This is a genomic window from Siphonobacter sp. SORGH_AS_0500 (assembly GCF_031453245.1).
In the GTDB taxonomy this organism is placed as follows: Bacteria; Bacteroidota; Bacteroidia; order Cytophagales; family Spirosomataceae; genus Siphonobacter.
This window is the reverse complement of record NZ_JAVIYT010000001.1, coordinates 306997-326503: the sequence shown is the minus strand read 5'-3', so window position 1 is coordinate 326503 and position 19507 is coordinate 306997. Positions and strand designations below refer to the sequence as shown.

19 protein-coding genes are annotated in these 19507 nt (G+C 46.4%); 8 read left to right on the top strand and 11 right to left on the bottom strand.

The genetic code is table 11. The annotated features are described in order from the left end of the window. Positions 1 to 356: 356 nt before the first annotated feature. Positions 357 to 785: a DUF3995 domain-containing protein gene (locus QE357_RS01455; protein ID WP_309705227.1), complete on the bottom strand. Its 429-nt coding sequence runs from the start codon at positions 783 to 785 to the stop codon at positions 357 to 359. A gap of 93 nt (positions 786 to 878) precedes the next feature. Then, entirely contained in the window at positions 879 to 1670 is a 792-nt protein-coding gene (locus tag QE357_RS01450) for an alpha/beta hydrolase (RefSeq protein ID WP_106636515.1), read from the bottom strand. 97 nt (positions 1671 to 1767) lie between these two features. On the opposite strand from QE357_RS01450, the gene QE357_RS01445 reads away from it, so the two are divergent. Beyond that, on the top strand, positions 1768 to 2130 hold the full coding sequence (locus tag QE357_RS01445; protein WP_106636514.1) for a helix-turn-helix domain-containing protein: 363 nt from the start codon (positions 1768 to 1770) through the stop codon (positions 2128 to 2130). A gap of 135 nt (positions 2131 to 2265) precedes the next feature. Here QE357_RS01445 and QE357_RS01440 read toward each other — a convergent pair whose 3' ends face one another. Continuing rightward, entirely contained in the window at positions 2266 to 3156 is an 891-nt protein-coding gene (locus QE357_RS01440) for a LysR family transcriptional regulator (RefSeq protein ID WP_106636513.1), read from the bottom strand. Between the two features lie 92 nt (positions 3157 to 3248). On the opposite strand from QE357_RS01440, the gene QE357_RS01435 reads away from it, so the two are divergent. Continuing rightward, positions 3249 to 4151 (top strand): NAD(P)H-dependent oxidoreductase, encoded by a 903-nt coding sequence (locus QE357_RS01435; RefSeq protein WP_309705222.1) that lies wholly within the window; start codon positions 3249 to 3251, stop codon positions 4149 to 4151. A 1-nt stretch (position 4152) separates the two neighbouring features. Beyond that, positions 4153 to 5151 (top strand): zinc-binding dehydrogenase, encoded by a 999-nt coding sequence (locus QE357_RS01430; protein WP_106636511.1) that lies wholly within the window; start codon positions 4153 to 4155, stop codon positions 5149 to 5151. Between the two features lie 64 nt (positions 5152 to 5215). Here QE357_RS01430 and QE357_RS01425 read toward each other — a convergent pair whose 3' ends face one another. Continuing rightward, a complete protein-coding gene (locus tag QE357_RS01425; RefSeq protein WP_106636510.1) occupies positions 5216 to 6307 on the bottom strand; it encodes an aldo/keto reductase in 1092 nt (363 codons plus the stop codon). 331 nt (positions 6308 to 6638) lie between these two features. On the opposite strand from QE357_RS01425, the gene QE357_RS01420 reads away from it, so the two are divergent. Further along, on the top strand, positions 6639 to 7550 hold the full coding sequence (locus QE357_RS01420; protein ID WP_157830295.1) for an AraC family transcriptional regulator: 912 nt from the start codon (positions 6639 to 6641) through the stop codon (positions 7548 to 7550). A gap of 367 nt (positions 7551 to 7917) precedes the next feature. Here the strand turns inward: QE357_RS01420 and QE357_RS01415 are convergent, their stop codons facing one another. From QE357_RS01415 to QE357_RS01400, 4 genes are all read right to left on the bottom strand, one after another. Then, positions 7918 to 8787, bottom strand: coding sequence for an NmrA family NAD(P)-binding protein (locus tag QE357_RS01415; protein WP_309705217.1), 870 nt, complete (start codon positions 8785 to 8787; stop codon positions 7918 to 7920). Positions 8788 to 8862: 75 nt separating this feature from the next. Next, on the bottom strand, positions 8863 to 9660 hold the full coding sequence (locus QE357_RS01410) for a helix-turn-helix domain-containing protein (protein ID WP_309705215.1): 798 nt from the start codon (positions 9658 to 9660) through the stop codon (positions 8863 to 8865). Between the two features lie 270 nt (positions 9661 to 9930). After that, positions 9931 to 11238 (bottom strand): hypothetical protein, encoded by a 1308-nt coding sequence (locus QE357_RS01405; protein WP_309705212.1) that lies wholly within the window; start codon positions 11236 to 11238, stop codon positions 9931 to 9933. Between the two features lie 7 nt (positions 11239 to 11245). Continuing rightward, positions 11246 to 13564: a carboxypeptidase-like regulatory domain-containing protein gene (locus QE357_RS01400; RefSeq protein ID WP_309705210.1), complete on the bottom strand. Its 2319-nt coding sequence runs from the start codon at positions 13562 to 13564 to the stop codon at positions 11246 to 11248. Between the two features lie 109 nt (positions 13565 to 13673). Between QE357_RS01400 and QE357_RS01395 the strand changes: the two genes are divergently transcribed. The 4 genes from QE357_RS01395 to QE357_RS01380 all read left to right on the top strand — a co-directional run bounded on the left by QE357_RS01395 (position 13674) and on the right by QE357_RS01380 (position 16745). After that, complete coding sequence (locus tag QE357_RS01395; RefSeq protein ID WP_309705207.1) at positions 13674 to 13955, top strand: hypothetical protein; 282 nt, start codon at positions 13674 to 13676, stop codon at positions 13953 to 13955. Next, positions 13955 to 14236: a hypothetical protein gene (locus tag QE357_RS01390; protein ID WP_309705206.1), complete on the top strand. Its 282-nt coding sequence runs from the start codon at positions 13955 to 13957 to the stop codon at positions 14234 to 14236. The genes QE357_RS01395 and QE357_RS01390 overlap by 1 nt, the downstream gene beginning before the upstream one ends. Before the next feature lie 6 nt (positions 14237 to 14242). Then, the gene (locus QE357_RS01385; protein WP_309705203.1) at positions 14243 to 15835 is read left to right on the top strand and encodes a PepSY-associated TM helix domain-containing protein; all 1593 of its coding nucleotides are present in this window, start codon (positions 14243 to 14245) and stop codon (positions 15833 to 15835) included. Between the two features lie 91 nt (positions 15836 to 15926). Next, positions 15927 to 16745 carry a siderophore-interacting protein gene (locus QE357_RS01380; protein ID WP_309705201.1) on the top strand — a complete coding sequence of 273 codons (819 nt, stop codon included), beginning with the start codon at positions 15927 to 15929 and terminating at the stop codon, positions 16743 to 16745. 93 nt (positions 16746 to 16838) lie between these two features. Here QE357_RS01380 and QE357_RS01375 read toward each other — a convergent pair whose 3' ends face one another. The 3 genes from QE357_RS01375 to QE357_RS01365 form a co-directional block, all read right to left on the bottom strand. Next, complete coding sequence (locus QE357_RS01375) at positions 16839 to 17030, bottom strand: hypothetical protein (RefSeq protein WP_198555212.1); 192 nt, start codon at positions 17028 to 17030, stop codon at positions 16839 to 16841. Continuing rightward, positions 17023 to 18210, bottom strand: coding sequence for a PepSY domain-containing protein (locus QE357_RS01370; RefSeq protein ID WP_309705199.1), 1188 nt, complete (start codon positions 18208 to 18210; stop codon positions 17023 to 17025). The genes QE357_RS01375 and QE357_RS01370 overlap by 8 nt, the downstream gene beginning before the upstream one ends. A gap of 90 nt (positions 18211 to 18300) precedes the next feature. Next, a complete protein-coding gene (locus QE357_RS01365; RefSeq protein WP_309705197.1) occupies positions 18301 to 19506 on the bottom strand; it encodes a hypothetical protein in 1206 nt (401 codons plus the stop codon). Position 19507: the final 1 nt, after the last annotated feature.

Here is a 19507-nt window from a genome sequence, read left to right as displayed (position 1 = left end):
CTAATGTCTTTCTTGTAGGTCAATGAAATTATAAACATATTATAATTTTTTATAGAGTGTTTAGCGTTGTGTCTTGTGGTCATTTGTTACAATGACTACTAGCAGAAAACGCCTTTGCGAAGGAGCGGAAATAGAAGCACAAGCGTTCAATGGAGTACTGTCCTAGTCAACCATTTTCTATTTACTAACTTACAAAAAAGGAAATAGAACGGTTAATAAGGTAATAGAATTCCTGCCACTGATTCTGCACATCCTGTCTCAAAAATTCGGAATCAGTCCGCTTGATACCAACTGCGAAGCAATCATTTAAACCATTTAAAAACGATAGATAAGCTAAACTCTTATTAGCAATAGTTTTATTTCTTCAGTGCTAAAATTATTGTTAATACGCCAATTACGAGACATAAGGGCGAAAAATATTTCGTGTCACTTTCCCCAAACTTTGTGTGCTTAATTTTCTTAAAAAAACCAACATAATTGAAGTCTCCAATTGCTCTTAGCATAAAAATACCCGCAATTATCCAGAGTCCATAGGTAGTAAGCCATTGGGGTAGGCTAAACGTTACCAGTTTCGTTACTATTAAAATAAAAAAACCAAAACCCAGTAAACCAAATGCTACAATTAATGTTGATACGATACCAGGATTTAAAACTTTTATATTGTTGTCCGCTTTGGTAGGAAGCACGGCATCACTTCCCCATTTCCCACCCGCTGCCCAATAGAAATGAATGGAGGAAATACATAAGAAAATTAAAAATAAAAGGAAGGCTATTAGCGTTGTCATATTCAGTTAAAATACAAAATTTCAATTTAAAACCTGCCGTTAAATCTTTTACTTCAGCCCTCCTATTACCAAGCCGATGTGGGCAGATTTCTTTTATTTTGCAATTTTAATTAACAGCTTGGTTAATTCATCCGGAGCGGTGATCATAGCATCGTGTCCTGTATGTAAAGCGTAGTAAGTCCACAAAGAATTGCTTTGAGCTTCTTTGCTTAATTGTTTCAAAACTGGTAACTGTGGATTTGTACAAGCAATGTAAACCAGTGGTATGTTATTTCCGAACGTATGTTTTAATTTTAATTTCTGGCTAAATGTACGGTAAGGCTGTGGAGTTAGTCTTTCATTGACCCATTTGGCTTTTAGCCTATCGGTTACACCAAAGTTTTCTGCCAGGATTGGGGGAACGTTTTGCTTCTTTTCCATTAATGGGTTTAGTTGGTTCTGTGTTTCTTCTGTTTGGATAGAAAGGGCACTTTCACCATTATGGACAATCATGGCATCAAGATAAACTAATTGGCTCAATCGGTTGGGAATGCTATCCGCAACGCCAGCGATTACCGTACCTGAATAACTATGTCCTACTAAAATCACCTGGTATAAATCCTCCATTTCTATGAAGTTAATGATGTCGGTAATATGTGTTTGTAAATCGATAGGTTCGTCAATCAGGTTTTTATGTTCGCCTAAGCCACTAAGTGTTGGTGTGTAAACTTCGTAGCCTTTTTTCCTTAACTCTTTAGTCACGTCTTGCCAGCACCAGCCACCGTGCCAGGCTCCGTGAACTAAAACAAATACAGGTTTTTCCGTTTTATGTTGAGCAAGAACCCTATTTGTTCCTACAATGAACAATAGAATAAGTATTACTAATAAATGTCTCGATACATGCATGATGTTCAGTACTTTTTACTTTTACACCAAAGTAAAGCAGTATCCAACAGGGGGGCAATAACTCACCCTAAAATGAGTTTCAAATCTTTTCTTTATTATGTCAAGTGAAATTAAAATAGGCTCATCCAATATGGATAATCTACAGGTTTTAGCAGAAGCCTGTGATGTCAACGCAGTTTTGGGAACTATTGGGCTTCGTTGGAAAATGCAGATTCTATACTGCATTTCAAAAGATGTTTATCAGTTCAGCAAGTTAAAAAAAGTGTTTCCTACTATTTCGGACCAAATATTAGGCAAAAGAATAAGTGAATTACAACAAGAAAGATTAATAACTAAAATTCAAATTCCTGAAACTGTTCCTCAACAAATTAAATATGAAGTTACAGCCAAAGGAAAAGAACTGTTAAGTATTGTATTGGATTTACACTTTTGGAGTCAGAAATGGACTCGTGAGGAATAATTCTTTTCTAACGTCAACCCTGCCATTTACAGCCATTGAGGCTTATGTCCGTCAGTTTGATGACTTCTTCTATGTACTGCCTGAGTTTATCGTTCATTATGATCGTGTAACAAGTCGCGAAATAAGTATGCATAATTAGCTCTTAAACTCGTTTCTCAGCATCTGCTCTATACACTCTATTTCATTGGCATACAGGGATTTTTTTCTCTGTCCGAAATAAATGGTATTCTCCACATCCACATACCCCTCCCAAAGTTTTATAATGTCACCCGTCTCTATGGCATCCCTGCATAAAAAGTCAGGGAGTATCGCCAACCCCTTTCCACCGGATAAGCACCGGGTGATGGAAAACTTATTAGGCACAATGTAATTGGGTACAAAGTCGGGGCGTTCGTTAAAATTTGCTTCCCAGAATCGGCTAAGCGATTCCATATCAGCCGCGGTACTGTACCATATCTGGCTTTTCAGCCAATCCATCAATGCTTCTCTATCGGAGGATTGAAAGCCGGAAATATCGGTTTGCTTTCCGGAGACAAGCAGGAATTTCTCTGTAGTGAAAGGTTTCAAAACCAGGCTGCTGCAATTGCTGGTCTCTGTTGTTAAAATCAGATCTACCGAACCATGCTCCAATAGCTGTAACAGCTGTTTATTGTTTCCGAATTGCATCATCAGGTTGAAATCCAACGTCGGTATGTACTTTTCAAGAACGTGTTGAAATGTTTCCACGCACATGCCGATGCTGACGGTAGCATTGATGTTTCCGGATTTCTGTTTGAAACGTTGCTCAATTTCCTCCAGACAATTGAGGGCACCGATCATCTGTTTGTACAATAGTTTTCCCTTTTCAGTTGGGATCATCCGTCGTGCAGTACGCTCAAATAACGGAAAGCCGGTGTATGCTTCTAATGCGTTGATATGAAGTCCAACTCCCGGTTGCGATACGAAAAGCTCTTTTGCTGCTCCGCTCATAGTCCCGGTTTCATAAATAGCCCTGAACGTCCTGAACCACTCTAAATTACCCTGCATATCTAATTATTATTATAGTTAAGGCAAATTTAAGTTATTTTTCTTATACAAAGCAGCGGAATAATTTTGGCCGAAAATCAGGATTATCAACCATGAAAATATTTGTCATTAACGGCGGGCAGCATTTTGCCCATTCAGGAGGAAAGTTCAACAGCACATTGGTGGAGCTGGACAAAACATTCTTTACGCCAGAACAAGGCTTTGAGCTTCAAATTACAGACATCAACGAAGATTATGACCTGCTTGAAGAGGTTCAGAAATATGTATGGGCAGATGTAATCATCTATCATTTTCCGGTATGGTGGTTCTCTATGCCCTACCGGCTAAAGGAATATGTGGACAAGGTTTTTACGGCAGGACACCGAAAGGGGATGTTTTACAGCGACGGAAGAAAGGCCGACAATCCCAATATCAATTACGGCACCGGAGGCACGATGCAGGGACGGAAGTATCTGGTAACCACTACCTGGAATGCTCCTGAAACGGCGTTTACATTGCCGGGTGAATTTTTCAACCAGACGAGTGTAGACGATGGCGTTTTATTTGGCTTTCACCGGATGAATGCATTCCTCTCCCTTGAACGTATGGAAGGTATTCATTTTCACGATCTGGAAAAGAACGTTACCCAGGAACGGGTGGACAGTTACCAGGAAAGGTATCACAACCACCTTAAATCTATTTTCCATCCAGACGACAAAAGCGATGATCAGGTTTACATCACCGCCATTGTCAGGGGGCGGCCCGAATACCGTAGCCAGCTAAAAGACATCCTTGGAAATCTTGTTCAGGAAAGCCGCAAGGAAGTTTCCTGCCTCCGGTACGACCTGCACACCACCGTTGATGATCCCGACACGTTTACGTTCTATGAAATATGGAATGATGCCAAGGGCTTAGAGGAGCATAACCACCAGCCGCATGTAAAAGCATTTGCTGCGATAATCGACACCATGCTGGTTGAGCAACCCATTATCCTGCTAACAAAAAAAATAGCATAAAATGAAAGCAGTCGTATTAAACAGTTTTGGGGCGGCAGGTAAAGTATTCGAAACAATAGAATTGCCTGTGCCGGAAATTAATGATGAAGAGGTTCTTATAAAAGTAAAAGCCACATCGGTAAACCCCATTGACTATAAAATAAGAAGCGGGCATTTACCGCACTTGGTCCCTGCCTTTCCGGCAATACTTCACGGGGATGTTTCGGGAATAGTGGAAAAAACGGGAGCTAATGTCACCGCGTTTCAGGCGGGGGATTATGTTTACGGTTGCATCGGTGGCGTAGCAGGAATCGACGGAGCTTTGGCTGAATATACAAAAGCGGATTACAGGTTGTTATCCAAAATGCCCGGCAACCTGAATTTTGCAGCAGCGGCCGCAATCCCCCTGGCAGGAATTACCGCTTACGAAGCGATTTTCCAGAGAGCCAACCTACAGCCCGGCCAGAAAGTACTGGTTTATGGCGGTGTCGGCGGAGTCGGGCACTTGGCCGTTCAGTTTGCCAAGATATCAGGGGCACAAGTATATGCAACGATCTCCAACGAACAGCAAGCTGCAATAGCCAGGGAATTAGGAGCAGATTATACGATTGATTACAAGAAAGAAACCGTTACGTATTTTATAGATAAACATACGGGCGGTAATGGATTTGATGTAGTCTTCGACACCATTGGAAATCAGCATTTAACGAATAGCTTTGAAGCGGTTAAAAGGAAGGGAACTATCGTAACAACCGTGTCCCTGGATACGATTGATCTGTCGCCTATCCATGAAAAAGCACTGGCGTTCCACACGGTGTATATGATCCTGCCTGTTCTTTATAATGATGCAGCAGGAAAACAGGAACATGGCCAAATCTTAAAGCACATCACCGAACTCGTAGAACAGGGGAAAGTAAAGCCCTTGATAGACGATAGACAATTTACGTTGGAGCAGATTGCCGAAGCTCATCATGCTGCAGAAGAATTTAGAAACACAGGCAAAATCGTTGTTTCCATATAAGTTCATCGATGTTATGGTCTGCCTGGTAACCGTATTCCCGCGAAATTGAGCGATGGCCTTGAGGTTACTCATAAATGTCATTGCTACTTTGGGGAAGAATTTTAGCCACATTTGATTTTATACCATTAACCGTAGTGCCTGCCTGCAACAAATCTGCCGTTCCGCTTAGTAGATTGTGCGGAAAAGGTAAGGCCGGGACAGACAATTCATGTAGCCATTGCAATTCTTTGTCGGATAATTTTAATTCTGAAGCCTGAATATTTTGTATCACTTGCTCCATAGTTCTGGCTCCAAGCAAAGTCGAAGTAATTCCTTTTTGGTGCATTACCCAGGCAATGGCAACTGCCGATACAGGTACATTCCTATCGCTTGCAATAGATGCCAATTGGTCGATTATCTGATAGGCTTTTTCGGGTAGTTCGGCACTCATCCGGCTTTCATTTCTGCCACTTAAATGCTGCCCTTTATTTCCTCTTGTGTATTTTCCGCTTAAAATTCCTTCTTTTAGTGGCGACCACGGAATAACACCCAACCCCATTTCCAAAGCCATTGGGATTAACTCATTTTCTACAGAACGTTCCAATAACGAATATTCCAACTGCAAACCAATGAATGCGGACCAACCCCTGAATGTAGCAATCAGTTGAGCTTCTGTGATTTTCCAGGCCGGGGTGTCGGAAATAGCGATGTACCTTATTTTCCCGTCTCGGACCAAATCGTTCAATGTGGATAGCGTTTCCTCAATAGGCGTATGCGGGTCGAAAGCGTGAAGCCAGTAGAGATCAATATAATCAGTTTGCAAGCGTTTTAATGAATGTTCTAACGATTGAATGATACTTTTCCTGCCTGCTCCTCCACCGTTGGCATCATAGGGATACAGATTGCCCCAAAACTTTGTAGAGATGACCAACGCATCTCTGCGGACGGTTTTCTTTGCCAGGAAATCCCCGATAATTTTCTCGGAATGTCCTTTGGTATAGATGTTTGCCGTGTCGATGATGTTGCCACCATGTTGAATATAATAATCCAGTATTTCATGGGCATCCGCAGGATTTGTACCCCAACCCCAATCTTCCCCGAAAGTCATTGTTCCCAATGTAAGCGGGCTAATCCTTAATCCTGATTTTCCTAAAGTTCTATAATCTGTTAAACTCATCGTATGGATTTTAATTATTGATTGAATTTTGACGTTTTTCCAACTGGAACGCTGCCTGCCATTGGGGACATTCCTTTTCCAAAGCACTTGCTTTTCACCGCTTAAGTGCTACTGTAATGCGTGGCTTCTGCGTTGAGGTTTGGGATTGGCACGGATACCCCAATCAACAACTATCAATACGTCCTTTGAACCTGATACCGTGTATTTCACATGATAAGTTTATGGCAAAATTAGCCAGTGCAGCCTCGGGGAAGTATGTGCAATCAGGCAAAGTGTATCGAAAATCAATCAGTAATCACCCCTGGGGATATTGATTTTTTACATTTGCACGATGAAGGAGCCGAACGCAATAGCGGATTTCTATAAATCGAAAAAGCAGAATATTCCTCCCTATTTCCAATGGGGAAATGGTCATTTTGACGTGCTGAAAATTGACACCTTAGAGAAAAGAGCGGAGGCCATTTCGCGGTTGTCGTTTAGCCGGAAAAGCCTCTACAAAATCAAACTTGTAAACGGAAAATGTAAATGCCACTACGCCGACAAGACTATTGAAATCGAAAACTATGCTTTGATTTTCATCAATCCGTTAGTGCCTTTTCTGTTGGAAGAAAACAACGATCCGATTCGGGAATATTTCTGCATCTTCAACGAAGAATTTTTCAACAATTACGGAAATATAAAAACGTATCCTGTTTTCCAAAATGTACAGGAAAATGTTTTTAATTTATCGGAAAGTCAGTATCAGGAATTTGAAAAGATCCTGGACAATATGCAAAATGAACTTTCTTCTGAGTATGACTACAAAATGGACGTCATACGAAACCTGACTTACGATCTTATTCACAAAGCGATGAAAATGAATAAGATACCTGCAAAAGCAAGCGTAAGAAATGGGGCAGACAACAGAATTACCTTATTGTTTGAAGAGTTATTGACACTTCAATTTCCACTGTATACGTCGGCTGATAATATTAAACTGAGGAAGCCCTCCGATTTTGCCAGTCAGCTATCCATATCCACCAATCATCTCAACAAAGCGGTAAAGCACATCCGTAACAAAACCACTTCAGAAATTATTACCGAGCGAATTTTACAGGAAGCCCGTATGCTGCTAAAAGTTACCGATTGGTCTGTATCTGAAATCGCCTATTCGCTGGGTTATGAAACACCGTCAAGGTTTATCTACACTTTCCGGAAAAACGTCGGAATATCTCCGCTAGCTTACAGAAATGAAGCAAAATAAAAAATTACACTTTATTAATGATGTAGTTTTTCTCTGCTTTATCCAATCCTGCACTAACTACTTTGGCTATATTTACGGGCTATCGATATTGAATAACCTAAGCCTTGATAAGTGTACACCATAGTAGTGGAAAACGTATGAATGCACAATCCAAATCATCGCAGATATGACTTATCGAAATTGGTGCTCGCTAGGTATAGAAGCAGGCTATCCGGAATACGTTAGATTATTTTTTGTCATGCTGACCGGTCCGCCGGTGCGGCAGGAAGCATCTTCGCTGGCAACAAAAATAGTTCTCATCCGAAGGTGCTTCGTCAGCATGACAAAAATTCGTTCTATAATAACCTATATTTAAATCCAGTAATGTCTACCGAAAACAGTCGGCATGATCGGCAAAAAACTGGTCTATCGTTCGCGGTGGGCGACCCAGTAGTTTGCTCACACAATCGGTAACCAACGCTTTTTCGCCGTTACGTTGTGCGGTGTCATACGCAATAAAGGTTTCGATCAGAGCGGGAGGCAGGTTTTGCTGCTCCATCTCCCGGCGTGCTTCCTCCAGAGAAACAGGCACATACGCCACTGGCTGTTGAACCACGCTGGAAATCGCTGCGGCAACATCATTATAATTCACAGCTTCGCCACCCGTCAGGAAATAGGTTTTAGCGTAGTGATTTTCCGGCTGTGTCAAACAGTTGAAAGCTACTTCGGCAACGTCCCTTTTGTCTACGTAGGCTCTTTTCCCATCGCCCGTTGATTCGTGGAATTTGCGTTCTTTACGCACGCTTTCGGCCAGATCGCCCAGCCAGTTCTGCATCATGCCGTTAGACCTTAGGATGGTATAGGGAATGTCCGCTTGGGTTAAGGCCGCTTCGACCAGACCATGCATCCGGGGAATAAAGAGCGGAGAGGAAGCATTGGCCTCCCCGGAAGATAATTTAACGAGATGGGCGGCCCCTGCTCTTTGGGCGGCCCGGATCACATTCGTTTGCTCCTGTATAAAATCTGGACTGGGGCCTGAGGTCAGGAAAACGCCACCACCTTCAGCTATGACAGGAATCAGTTGCTCCTCATGGGCCATGTCGGCCTGATGCCATTGCACAAAAGGTAACGGGATGGCTCGTTTCAGGTTACGCGTTACCGCCGTAACGGGTATTTTGGCATCCGAGAACAATTGGATCAAATCAGACCCTATTTTACCAGTAGCTCCAAATACGGTAATTTTTCTAGCTTGCTCCATTTCACTGTTTTTAATTGACCAGTCAAATGTAGGAGCGACCAATAGCCAGAAATTGTACAAACCCGACAGCCGTAATTAGGTCCATTCGGGGAAGTTAACCAATGGACCGTTTGCTCTCGCCAAGAACTCTTTAGGCGTTGCACCCGCAAACTCCCGAAAGTCACGGATGTAATGCGATTGGTCAAAATAGTCGTTTTCGTAAGCGATATAAGTCAGCAATTGGGTAGGCTGCGTATCCAGTAACCGAAGTGCCGACTGAAATCGGTTGATTCGCATGAATCGTTTGGGAGAAAGACCGATATTCGTTTTGATCAGCCGTTCCAGCGAACGTTCGGAGAGGTTTAGTTGCGACTGTGTTTCCTTCAAACTACAGTTATGATTGGCCATCTGCCGGATAAAAGAAGCGACTCTGCCGTCGGCTTTATGATGGTTGCGAATCAGTTGCTGGGTAAGAAAATCGCTCAGCAAGGCTATTTTTTCGTTGGTATCTTCTGAGCTAAGAAGTCTGTCGCACAGGTCATTTTTCAGCACGCTGTCCAATGCGGTATAGCCATCGGTAAGCTCGTGGGCATCCATCCCCCAAATAGCTTTTAAGGCCTGTGGCTGGAAATGCACAAAGATCATATCGTACGTTCCGAAGGCCGTATTTTGCGAATGGGCCGTTGCCGGACCGTGCAGGTATAGATGCGGGAAAGGTTTTCCGTCAATAGTGTAAAAAGAATCCGCCGTTTGCTGAAAGACAAGCCCCGGACAGCCATCCGAAACGATCCTGAAGGTATGCGTCAATGCCTCACTCCGCTGGCTTCGCAATAGCCCAAACCACTGAACATAAGGTTTTAAGTGATCTGCCGGCTCAATTTTTAGGTATTCCATTCTGCCTGATCGTTCGTTAAGCCTGATAACCATGGCCGCTACGTAATCACTCCGTCTTGTGGTATTTTTATTGTTTTCAGCGTATCTGCCTGTGCTTATGGGGTGCTACAAAACTAACTTATTAACGTGGAGACACCCGCTCGTCCGCGATACAATCGTGGACAAACGGGACAATACAAAAAGTAAATCGGCACCGAGTTGCTTCCGTGCCGATTTACTTTTTATGCGAAGCCACTACCTGGCTACAATTGCTGGAAAAATGCCCCCCTTCTACTTCGTCAATTTGAAGAAATGGGTGATCATACCGCCGGCGGCTAGCGTGTTCAGGGACGTTGACTTACCCGTGGCCGGGTCATAACTATACATGCCGTTTTGCTTCAACGATGTGTTGTAGACCGGCATGTAAATTTTGCCGTCGTACTTATACGTAATTGGGTAGGCATAGCCCGCCGTCAGGGGCATATCCGAAATAAACGTTGCCGTTTGGGCATTCAGATCCAGTTTGGCCCAACGCTGATTGGGGTCGTAAAAGGCCAGATTCGAAAGCTCCTGGTATTCCGACGACGTAATCGAATTGGTCGCCAGTTTGGCAATCAGTTCCAGCAAACGGGCCGAGTCCGGTTGACCCGACAGACAGGCGTACATGATGCCATTAGCATCGTAAACCCCACCGAGCAACAGTTGGAACATCAGATTGGGCAAGCCCGTTGCCGTAACAGGGGTAAAGCTATACGACTTGTCGAAATCCGTGCTGCCTGCCGGTATTTTTAAAATCTGAGGTTTAGACCGTTTGGCCGCATTCGGTCCGAGCTGCCCGTCCAGCCCGTATTGCCCCTGCGTGATGATGTAAACATTGCCTGCTTCATCAACAATGCCGTTGTTGGCCCCCCGGGTGAATGGGTAAGTCGCCTGCTCATAGACCGTCGTTTTTTCCCATTTTCGGGTCGTCAGGTTGATGACCTCCACGTACACATTCTGGGCATCATAATACTGGCCGGTTTTGTAGCTGTTGGTGTAGAGTGCCGCAAACAGACGATTATCGCTGGCCCGATACGTCAGATAAGCGTAGTTGTTCAGGTCATTATTCGGGAAGTTCTGGGCCGATGACATATCGATCTGCCCCAGGGATTCCATCGTCGACGGGTTAAACATGAACAATGTGCGGTTACCTCCCGTAGAATAAACCCCCAGTTGATCGTTGATAATGATGACGGCCTGCAAATAATCAACCAGCGGAATACTGGCTACCTCTTCGATAGCACCAGTGGCCTTCACAACGGCCATTTTAGCCAACTTCTTGTCGCTCACCAGCGGAGGACCAAACAGATAATTTTTCCAGGCCGTACGCGGAACAAAGTTCGAATAGCTGGCTTTGGTCGTCAGGTCAACCGATCCCGAAGGCAGCGTCGGGAAGTAACCGGCGTAATACGTCTCGCTAGCCGATGTCTGCGAAATAGAGGCCATTATATAGCCTTCCTCCTGGTATTTGGAATCGGTGCCGGGGGTGGGATCCGCCGGTTTTGAGCACGCCAAAAAGGCTCCCGTAACGAGTACGGCAATGGATAAACGGTTCTTCATGGTTTAATTAAAAATTAGCGATTTCGTAGATGAGTTTGACGTTGACGCTCGTTCCAGCCCTGGGTACCAGGAAGTTGTCGAACAATTCGGCGTTGAAAATATTCAGCACATTGAGTGAGGTAGTCAGCCCGGACTTGAGCAGCTTGTAGGAAACACCGACATCGCTGCGGTGCTGCACCGGTACGTAAGCAGACGGCGTTTTGCGGGGGCTATTGTCGTTACCCACCTGGATGTAATTGAAGGGAGCGATATAATTATAAAACAGGTACGCTCTGAACTCACCGTTCGCGTTGAAGAGGCCCTTTTTTTGCCACGACAACTCCGTATTAGCGAAGAAGTTAGGATTGTTTGGAAAGGCCGCTCCAACCAGAAACTGATTCTCGGTCCCCTTCACTTTGGTGAAGTTTTTCCGCATGAACGTCACGTTCGTCTTAAGCGAAAAGCCTTTGTGATGCGTTAGCACTACGTCGCCTTCCACCCCGATTGTTCGTACTTCATCCGCATTTTCGTACCGCCGGAATACCGTATTTCCCAGAAAAATGACATCGCGTTGTTTGCGATAAAAGCCGTTGAGGGCACTCGCGATTCGGAACGTAGGCGATACGGGACAGTCTACGGTGACGCCTAGATTCAGGTTGTCACTGCTTTCGGGAATGAGATCGGTATTTCGCAGGATGTCGGCTCCGTTGCCTACAAACTGACTGAACTGCGGAATCAGGTAGCCTTTCTCGAACGAGGTTCGCAGAAAGAGAGCGGGACTGATCGTGTATTTCAGGCCCGTATTCCATCCCCAGAAGCTCCCTTTTTTATGAATCAGCTGGAACGTGTAGTTTTCAGCTCCATCCAGTGTATAGTCAAACCGTTTCAGGGCGGTAGTGAACGTGAGCTTCGTAAACTGACCCTCATACTGTAGACCCACGATGTTTTTAGTCAAATGCTGGGGAATCCGTAGGTAATCCTTCTCGGGCGATTCGAGATGATTTTCGCCAGCTATTTTTTGCTTGGCGTACAGATTGGAAACGAGCAGCGTATGGTTTGGGGTTAGCCTCACTGAGGCCGTACTTCGGTTAACCCAACTGTCAGTATAGGTGTCCGAGTAGCCATAACTATACTCGCCAGGATAGCTTCTCCGGCCCACAATAGCCCCGCTCCAGCTATACACATTTCGGGTCGTATCGACATAGTTCATGTGTTCTCGGCTGTAGTTCCCTACGGTGCTGAACCGGACTTTTTCGCCCAGAAAGGCCTTCTCGTATTTCAGCGTCGAAGAAAGATTATTAGCATGGTAGATCGCCTCACCGATGGCGGTACTGGCCACGCGGGCACCATTCATAAGTTCCTTGTAACCACCTGACTGGTTGAGCGTTAACGAAATTTCATCGGCCCAGGGCTTGCTATGAACGCCCACCGTAACGCTGCCAAAAAGCATCTGGTATTTGTCGTGAAAACGCCGGACCTCCTCGGTCTTGTTTTTCTCGAACACCAGGGCCTTCATCCGGTAATCATTCGCCGAATAATTGTAAGCTCCCGACACCGTGATAAAATAGTTTTTTGCATTTGCCAGCCCCAGCGTAAAATCCGCCAGATGGGTGTTGAAGGAACCCACGTTGTAGGAGGCTCGCAGCGAATTGTAGGTTTTCTGTTCCGTAATCAGGTTGATTCCTCCGCCCATGGCATCGGTCCCTACCTCCACCGGTAGTACCCCTTTGTAGACATCAATCCGCTTGACATTGCCCAGGGGCAGGGTGGAAATATCGAAGCGTGGATAGATAAATTCCATCGGTAATCCGTTGATATACACCCGAACAGCCGTTCCTCGAATCCCATTGATTGAAATGTCCGAGGCATCGCCCAAGGAACTCGACCGGCGTATCCGAACGCCCGACAAGCGGTCTACCACATCAGTGAGCAGCACATTCTGGGCAGCCACTTCCTTGATTTGGACACTACTAATCGTAATCGGCTTCGTCTCCTGAATTTTGGTCTGCTTTTCAGCCCTTACGGCCACTTCGTCCAGGTTTTTTGCCGTACTCGTGAGCACGATGGGATCAAGCGTGGTAGACTGCCGGATTGCTACCTCCTGCTCAACCGAATTAAACCCCAGGTGGCTAGTAACCAGCCGATAGTTTCCCGACGCTACGCTGGGAAGCAGAAACTGCCCGGTGCTATCACTCTGCGTAATGTGTTTTGTATTTTTCAAATAAACCGTTACGAACGATAACGGTTTACCCTGCTCATCGCCCACCCGTCCTCGCAGGGAAAAACGCTGGGCAAACAAGGGGTTTACGATTACGACTAAAAACGCCAGGAGTACCAATCGTTTCATAGACACGATTTTGTCAGATAAGTGTAGAATTTTCTCTGCAAAACTATTTGTAATTAATCTAATTAAATATAATTTTGTGAAAAAATTTATGCTGGCACTCTACTTAATTATGTCTGGAACCTACTTGCATTATTCTAAGTCCAAGTACTTTCCAGCAAGTCTGTATCGGTTTACAGCCGCCTGGTCGTCGTGGCTGGCAGCATTACTGATTGCTCTGGCAACGGGCTTACTGATCAGGACCGAAGGTTGGGTTAGCGGGTGCCTGATCGGCCTGTGTGCACTCAGTCTGGCGTTGATGCTGGTGCCGCTCACGGCTGTTTTAGGGAAGACGTATTTTTATAGCCTGATTGGGCTGATGCATGGTTTGGTACTCCTTGACTTGTTTTTCTGATGCCAGCCCGAAAGGAATACCTCTCCACACCGGGCCAGCGAGCCCTGAAACTATCGGCGGGTATCATTGGCGGGTACCTGCTGGCGACGGCCTTTCACCTCCTGCTAGCCGTTGTTACCTCCTTCCGGGAACAAGTGCTGTTATCATCTACCTTCACGTTTTTTCCGAGTTGGGTAGGGCTGATGATCCTGGCTTTTCTGGCTCGAAACGGCTGGAAAATCTGGGGTATTTACTTGATGAGTAGTGTCGTATTCTCTGGAATTATCTATTTCGCCCGATAAACAACGATGAAACTGAACGGATTAGGGAATCGGACGTATAACATTGTTTTCCATACCCATACGGTATCCGGAATCGTAATTAGCGTCGCTTTGTACATCATTTTTTTTGCCGGGGCCTTCACGCTTTTCAGGGATGAATTCTATCAGTGGGAGAATCCTTCGGCCCGTATTCCGATGGCCAAAAGCATGGACTACGACGGTGTTATTCACCAGATCAAACAGCTTCATCCCAACTTCGAAGAAAGCAAGCGAATACGCATCATCCTTCCTACTGAAGAAAAGCCCCTGCTTTCGATTCTTGGAACGCTGGCGAAACCCAAAGGCCAATCGGAATTCGTGGGTTTTCTGTACAATCCCGTTACCCGACAACTCCAATCGACGGATTCTCCGCCGACCACGGTGGGTGAAACCTTATTTCGGCTGCACTATCTGGATCAGGTGCCCTACGTCGGACGCTGGATTGCGGGACTGGTTGCCCTGTTTTTTCTATTTGCCAGCGTAACGGGTGTACTTATTCACTGGCGGAACATCCTGACTAAATTCTACGGTTTTTCACTGAAAGGCTCCCGAAAGCAACTCTGGACGAATGCCCACACGGTTTTCGGCCTGATCGGGCTTCCCTTCCAGCTCATGTACGCCATTACCGGAGCGTTTTATCTGTTACTGATCCTGATTCTTGTACCGGCGGTGATGATCCTGTACGGGGGCGATCAACAAAAAATCTATGGACTCATCCGACCCAATGAAACCGTTCAACTAGCGGAGAAGGCTCCCGTTACGAAGGGGAATCCATCCATCGCCACGATTGTAGACAAGCTCGCGACCGACTACCCAGGCTACACGGCCACGGTTCTGGAAATCAGGAACCTGAACCGGACTGACGCCCTGGCCTCTGCCCGACTCGCGGATCAAACGTCGTTTACGGGCGATGGCCTGGTTGCGGTTTACATGAAAGACGGCCGGAAAGCGGTTGAGGTTCTTCCGGGTCGTAAGACGTACGTTCAATCCGTGGTCGATGGCATTGCCCGACTCCATTTTGCCCGCTTTGGCGGCCTGTTGCTCAAAGGAATCTATTTCCTGCTGGCCCTATTTACCTGCTTCGTCATCATCAGTGGCGTTTTGCTCTGGAAAGAAGCCCGCAACAAGAAAAACTACACTGATCAGCAAAAGCGATTTCACCATCGGGTCACGATGATTTACCTCGCTATTTGCCTGAGTCTGTTTCCGGCCGTTCCGTTGCTATTCATCGCCGAACTGGCCGTGCCGGGTCAACCCGAATCCCATGCCATGCAGGTAAACGCTATGTTCTTTTTGTCCTGGCTGGCTCTGGCCCTGGTCGGACTAGGGCTGAAAACAGAAGCCCGGCAAACCCGCTTGTTTCTGCTGCTAGGTGGCGTTTTTTCAGTATTGGTTCCTATGGCGAATGGCCTTCGAACCGGCGACTGGCTCTGGCGTTCTCTGAACGAAGGCAAGCCGTACATATTTGGAACCGATGTAAGTTGGCTACTGATCGGTATTGCTACACTCCTGATCTATTACGCCACGCGAAGAGCCCAAACCGCCGTATCATCCGAAAAAAATCAATACGAAACGGCATGACGGGCCAAGATTACCCACTTGGTTTCTAATGCCTCAACTCAGGATCTGAATTCGTTTTTTCATCATACAGCTACATCAAATCAGTATCGCCATGAGCAAAACACCTATCACACCTATACAGACTTCGCTGACAGTCAGCCGGAAGGAATACATCACTCCGCATTACATTCGTGTCTTTCTAACAGGAGACGATGTTGTGAAAATAAGCAACACCACCGTGGGCGTCAACAATAAGATCCTGATCCCACCCAAGGGTGTAGAAACCGTCGTTTTCCCTGAGTTCGACTACGAAAAGCGGCAGTGGAAACCGCAACCCGAAGCGGTTCGACCAACCGTACGAACGTATACCCACCGGGGCATTGATCTGGATACAAAAGAAATCTGGATCGATTTTGTCGCTCACGGCGATGAAGGTCCCGCGTCGGGCTGGGCCATCGGTGCTAAAGCAGGAGATCGGTTAGGGGTATTGATGAAAGATGGCAAGACCGATTTATATCCGCAGGCCGACCACTACCTTTTGGTGGGCGATGCTACCGCCATTCCGGTGTTGGGGGCCATTCTGGAAGACCTGCCGGCAACGGCCAAAGGAACCTGTGTGATTGAAGTACATGACAAGGAGGACGAACAGCCCTTACATACGAAGGCAGCTATCACGTTCATCTGGCTTCATAACGAGCATCCGCAGCAAGGCAGCCAACTGGCTCAGGTAGTACAGACGTTACCCCTTCCGGTCGAGAGCCGCTTTGCGTATGTGGCCGCCGAATTTTCTTCCGTTCAAGCGATACGTCAATACCTCAAAAAGGAAAAAGGCTGGACGAAAGACGAATTATATGCCTATGCGTACTGGAAATCGGGCGTGGCAGAAGACAAGTCGGCTACGGAAAGGCACGCAGAGAATAATAACGATTAGAACCTCCCTCCGAAACAAGTCTACTTTCAAATGGAAAACAAAAAACGACACGGGCAGACTCGTGTCGTTTTTTAGGGTAATGAGCAGATGAATCTACTTTACAGCTTTCTTATTTCCCTGCGGCCATAACCAAAACCGCCCGATAACCAGTAGGGGAATGCTTAGGGTAAGCCAGGATAACACGTCCCAGAGGTCATTACCGACCAGGGCCGAAATAAGGCCACCGAGGCTGACGATAGCCAGTAACAACGGAATTGTCCAGATATGCCAGAATCGATTAGTCATCAGTTGCGGGCGAATTAAGGGTTAAAATTTCAGCGTTCTCGATCTGTTTTGCCTTCGACTGTCCCATGCGGGCAATCTGAGCTTTGGTTGCTTTGTTGCGAGCAAACCACAGATACAAACCGCTGATTAAGACCACAATGGTTACCAGATCGAAAAGTGCCCAGATTATTTTTAGCGGCAGTCCCCCATAGTCGCCAAAATGGAGCGGTTGCGAAAGAAATAAGGCATTGACAAACCAGGGCATGTCCCGCATATCGGTCAGTTTTCCCGTTTTGGCATCAACCAGTGCCGGTTTGATCAATCGTTCGGTAAGGGGTGTTTTACCCTTGGCAAATACGGCGTAGTGGTGCTTACTGGAGAACATCGTTCCCGGATAAGCCACCAGATACGGTTCCATCTCGGGGGCGGCCCGGCGGGTAACCTCGAAGGCCTGATCTAGCGAACTGAGTTTCCCCGTCAGGGGAGCCGCGTTTTTGTAGGGAGCCGTCATCTCCGCCAGTTGACCTACTTGCCATAAACCCAGCACCACTTCCGAGAGGGTATTGATGACGCCCGTAAAACCGACCACAACGGCCCAGGCCACCGTTACGACGCCGAGCAGATTGTGTAAATCCAGCCATTTCAGCCGGGAAGACTTCTCGGTACGAATCATCCCGAAATCAAATCGTTTCATGATGGGCCCATAAAGCATCAGCCCCGATACAATCGCCAGCACGAACAGCATTCCCATCAGCCCCAGAAACAGTTTACCGCCCATTCCCATGAACATGTCGGTATGCAGTTGCAGCATGACGTACATAAAACCCTCCTGATCATTGGGCTCTTCCAGCACTTTCCCCGTTCGCTCATCCATAATGACCGTTTTGAAATTAGTGGGAGGAGCCGTTAGCGAATCGGATAAACTCAGCGTTACAGTATTAGGCTGGTGATCATCCCAGTACAGAAACCGTATTACTTTGCTGGGATTGGCTTGCAGCCCGGTTTCCACGAGTTTATTCAGGCTTACTTTGGGGGTATTGGCGGGCAAGGTGGGAGCCAGCTTGGGTTCCAATCCCTCAATTTCCTCATGAAAAATCAGAGGTAAGCCCGTCACGCACAGCATCAGCAGAAAAGCCGTGCAGATCAGACTAGTCCACTTGTGAATCTGAAACCAGGTTTTTACCTGTTTGGTCGTGCTCATACGTGTTCGATTATTTTCTGACAGCCGGTTCGCCGGGCGGATTCACAGGATTTTACAGAATCAATCTTGTTAATCCTGTCGCATAAAAACCTATTGTAACTTTGCAAAGCCCCAGAGGCTGCCCTCGTGGGCTACGTTGAATACCTGTGTGGCTTTGGTGCCATCCAGTACGTAATAGCCGTCAACTTTCTGGCTTGGATTCCGAACCCAGAAATAGATTTTTCCATCTATTTCGGTAATCCCATAATCGTTGGCATAGGAGTAATCATGCTGCGGCATCCCTTCAATTTTCGTTTTCTGGCCCGTAGCCATATCGACCACGTAATATTCAAAAATTGGGCTGGTTAGGTTGGAGAAGTTAGCCGCCAGCGGAGTAGAAGGTAACTCGATATAGATCTTCCCGCCTTTTACTAAGGCAGTAGCAATGGAAGCTCCGTTTTGTAAGTCATTGGCTTTCAGTATCCAGTTACGATCAAAATCGGTTTCGCCTTTCTTGATCCGAATCACCGAAGAGTTAGTAAAGCCCGTCCCCAGTGCTGTGCTGTAGAAATACAGGGCCCCATCATCGCCGAGGCTCCACATCTTATTAGCCGAGGAACCCCAGCCCACGCCTTTCAACCCCTCATACTTGATCGTTTTATCCAGTTTATCCGTCGCCATATCGATCACGGCAAACTCAATGTAGTTGTAAATATCGTCACCGTAACCCAGTGCCTTTTTGGTGCCATAGGTAATACCGGCGTACAGTTTACCTTCCTTCGTTGCCAGCGTGTGCTTGCCAATAACCTGATATTCCACCCCGGATTTTTGCAGGGACGACAGGTCGATCTCCCCGGTTCGCTGCATGGTGGTCGGGTTGAACTTCTGGATCTTGAGCGTTCCCCGGGTTTCGTCCAGGTAATAGCCGCTGGTTTCCGTGGCAATCACGTATTGAGTGGAACCCGCAATGAAGCCTCCATCGACAATACTACCATCGTCGGCTACGGTATACTTTTGCAGCCCTACATCACCAGCCGCATTGCTACGGTTGAAAAACCACTTTCCGAAAGCCCGAAAGCCAAAGGCGGATTTGACCTGCAACGCTTTCGACGTAATGGGGTTTACGGTCCCGGTCGGTATACTGGTGAACGCTGTCAGATAACCCGGTGACTGAAACTTGGTCACATCGGTCATTAGCACATATTTTGCGTTGGCAGTCGGGGTTGGCGTTGGGTTATCAGCACTGTCTTTGCTACACCCAGCGAGCAGGGCGATGGTCAGGCAGGAAAGAATAAACTGGGAAACAGACGTTTTCATA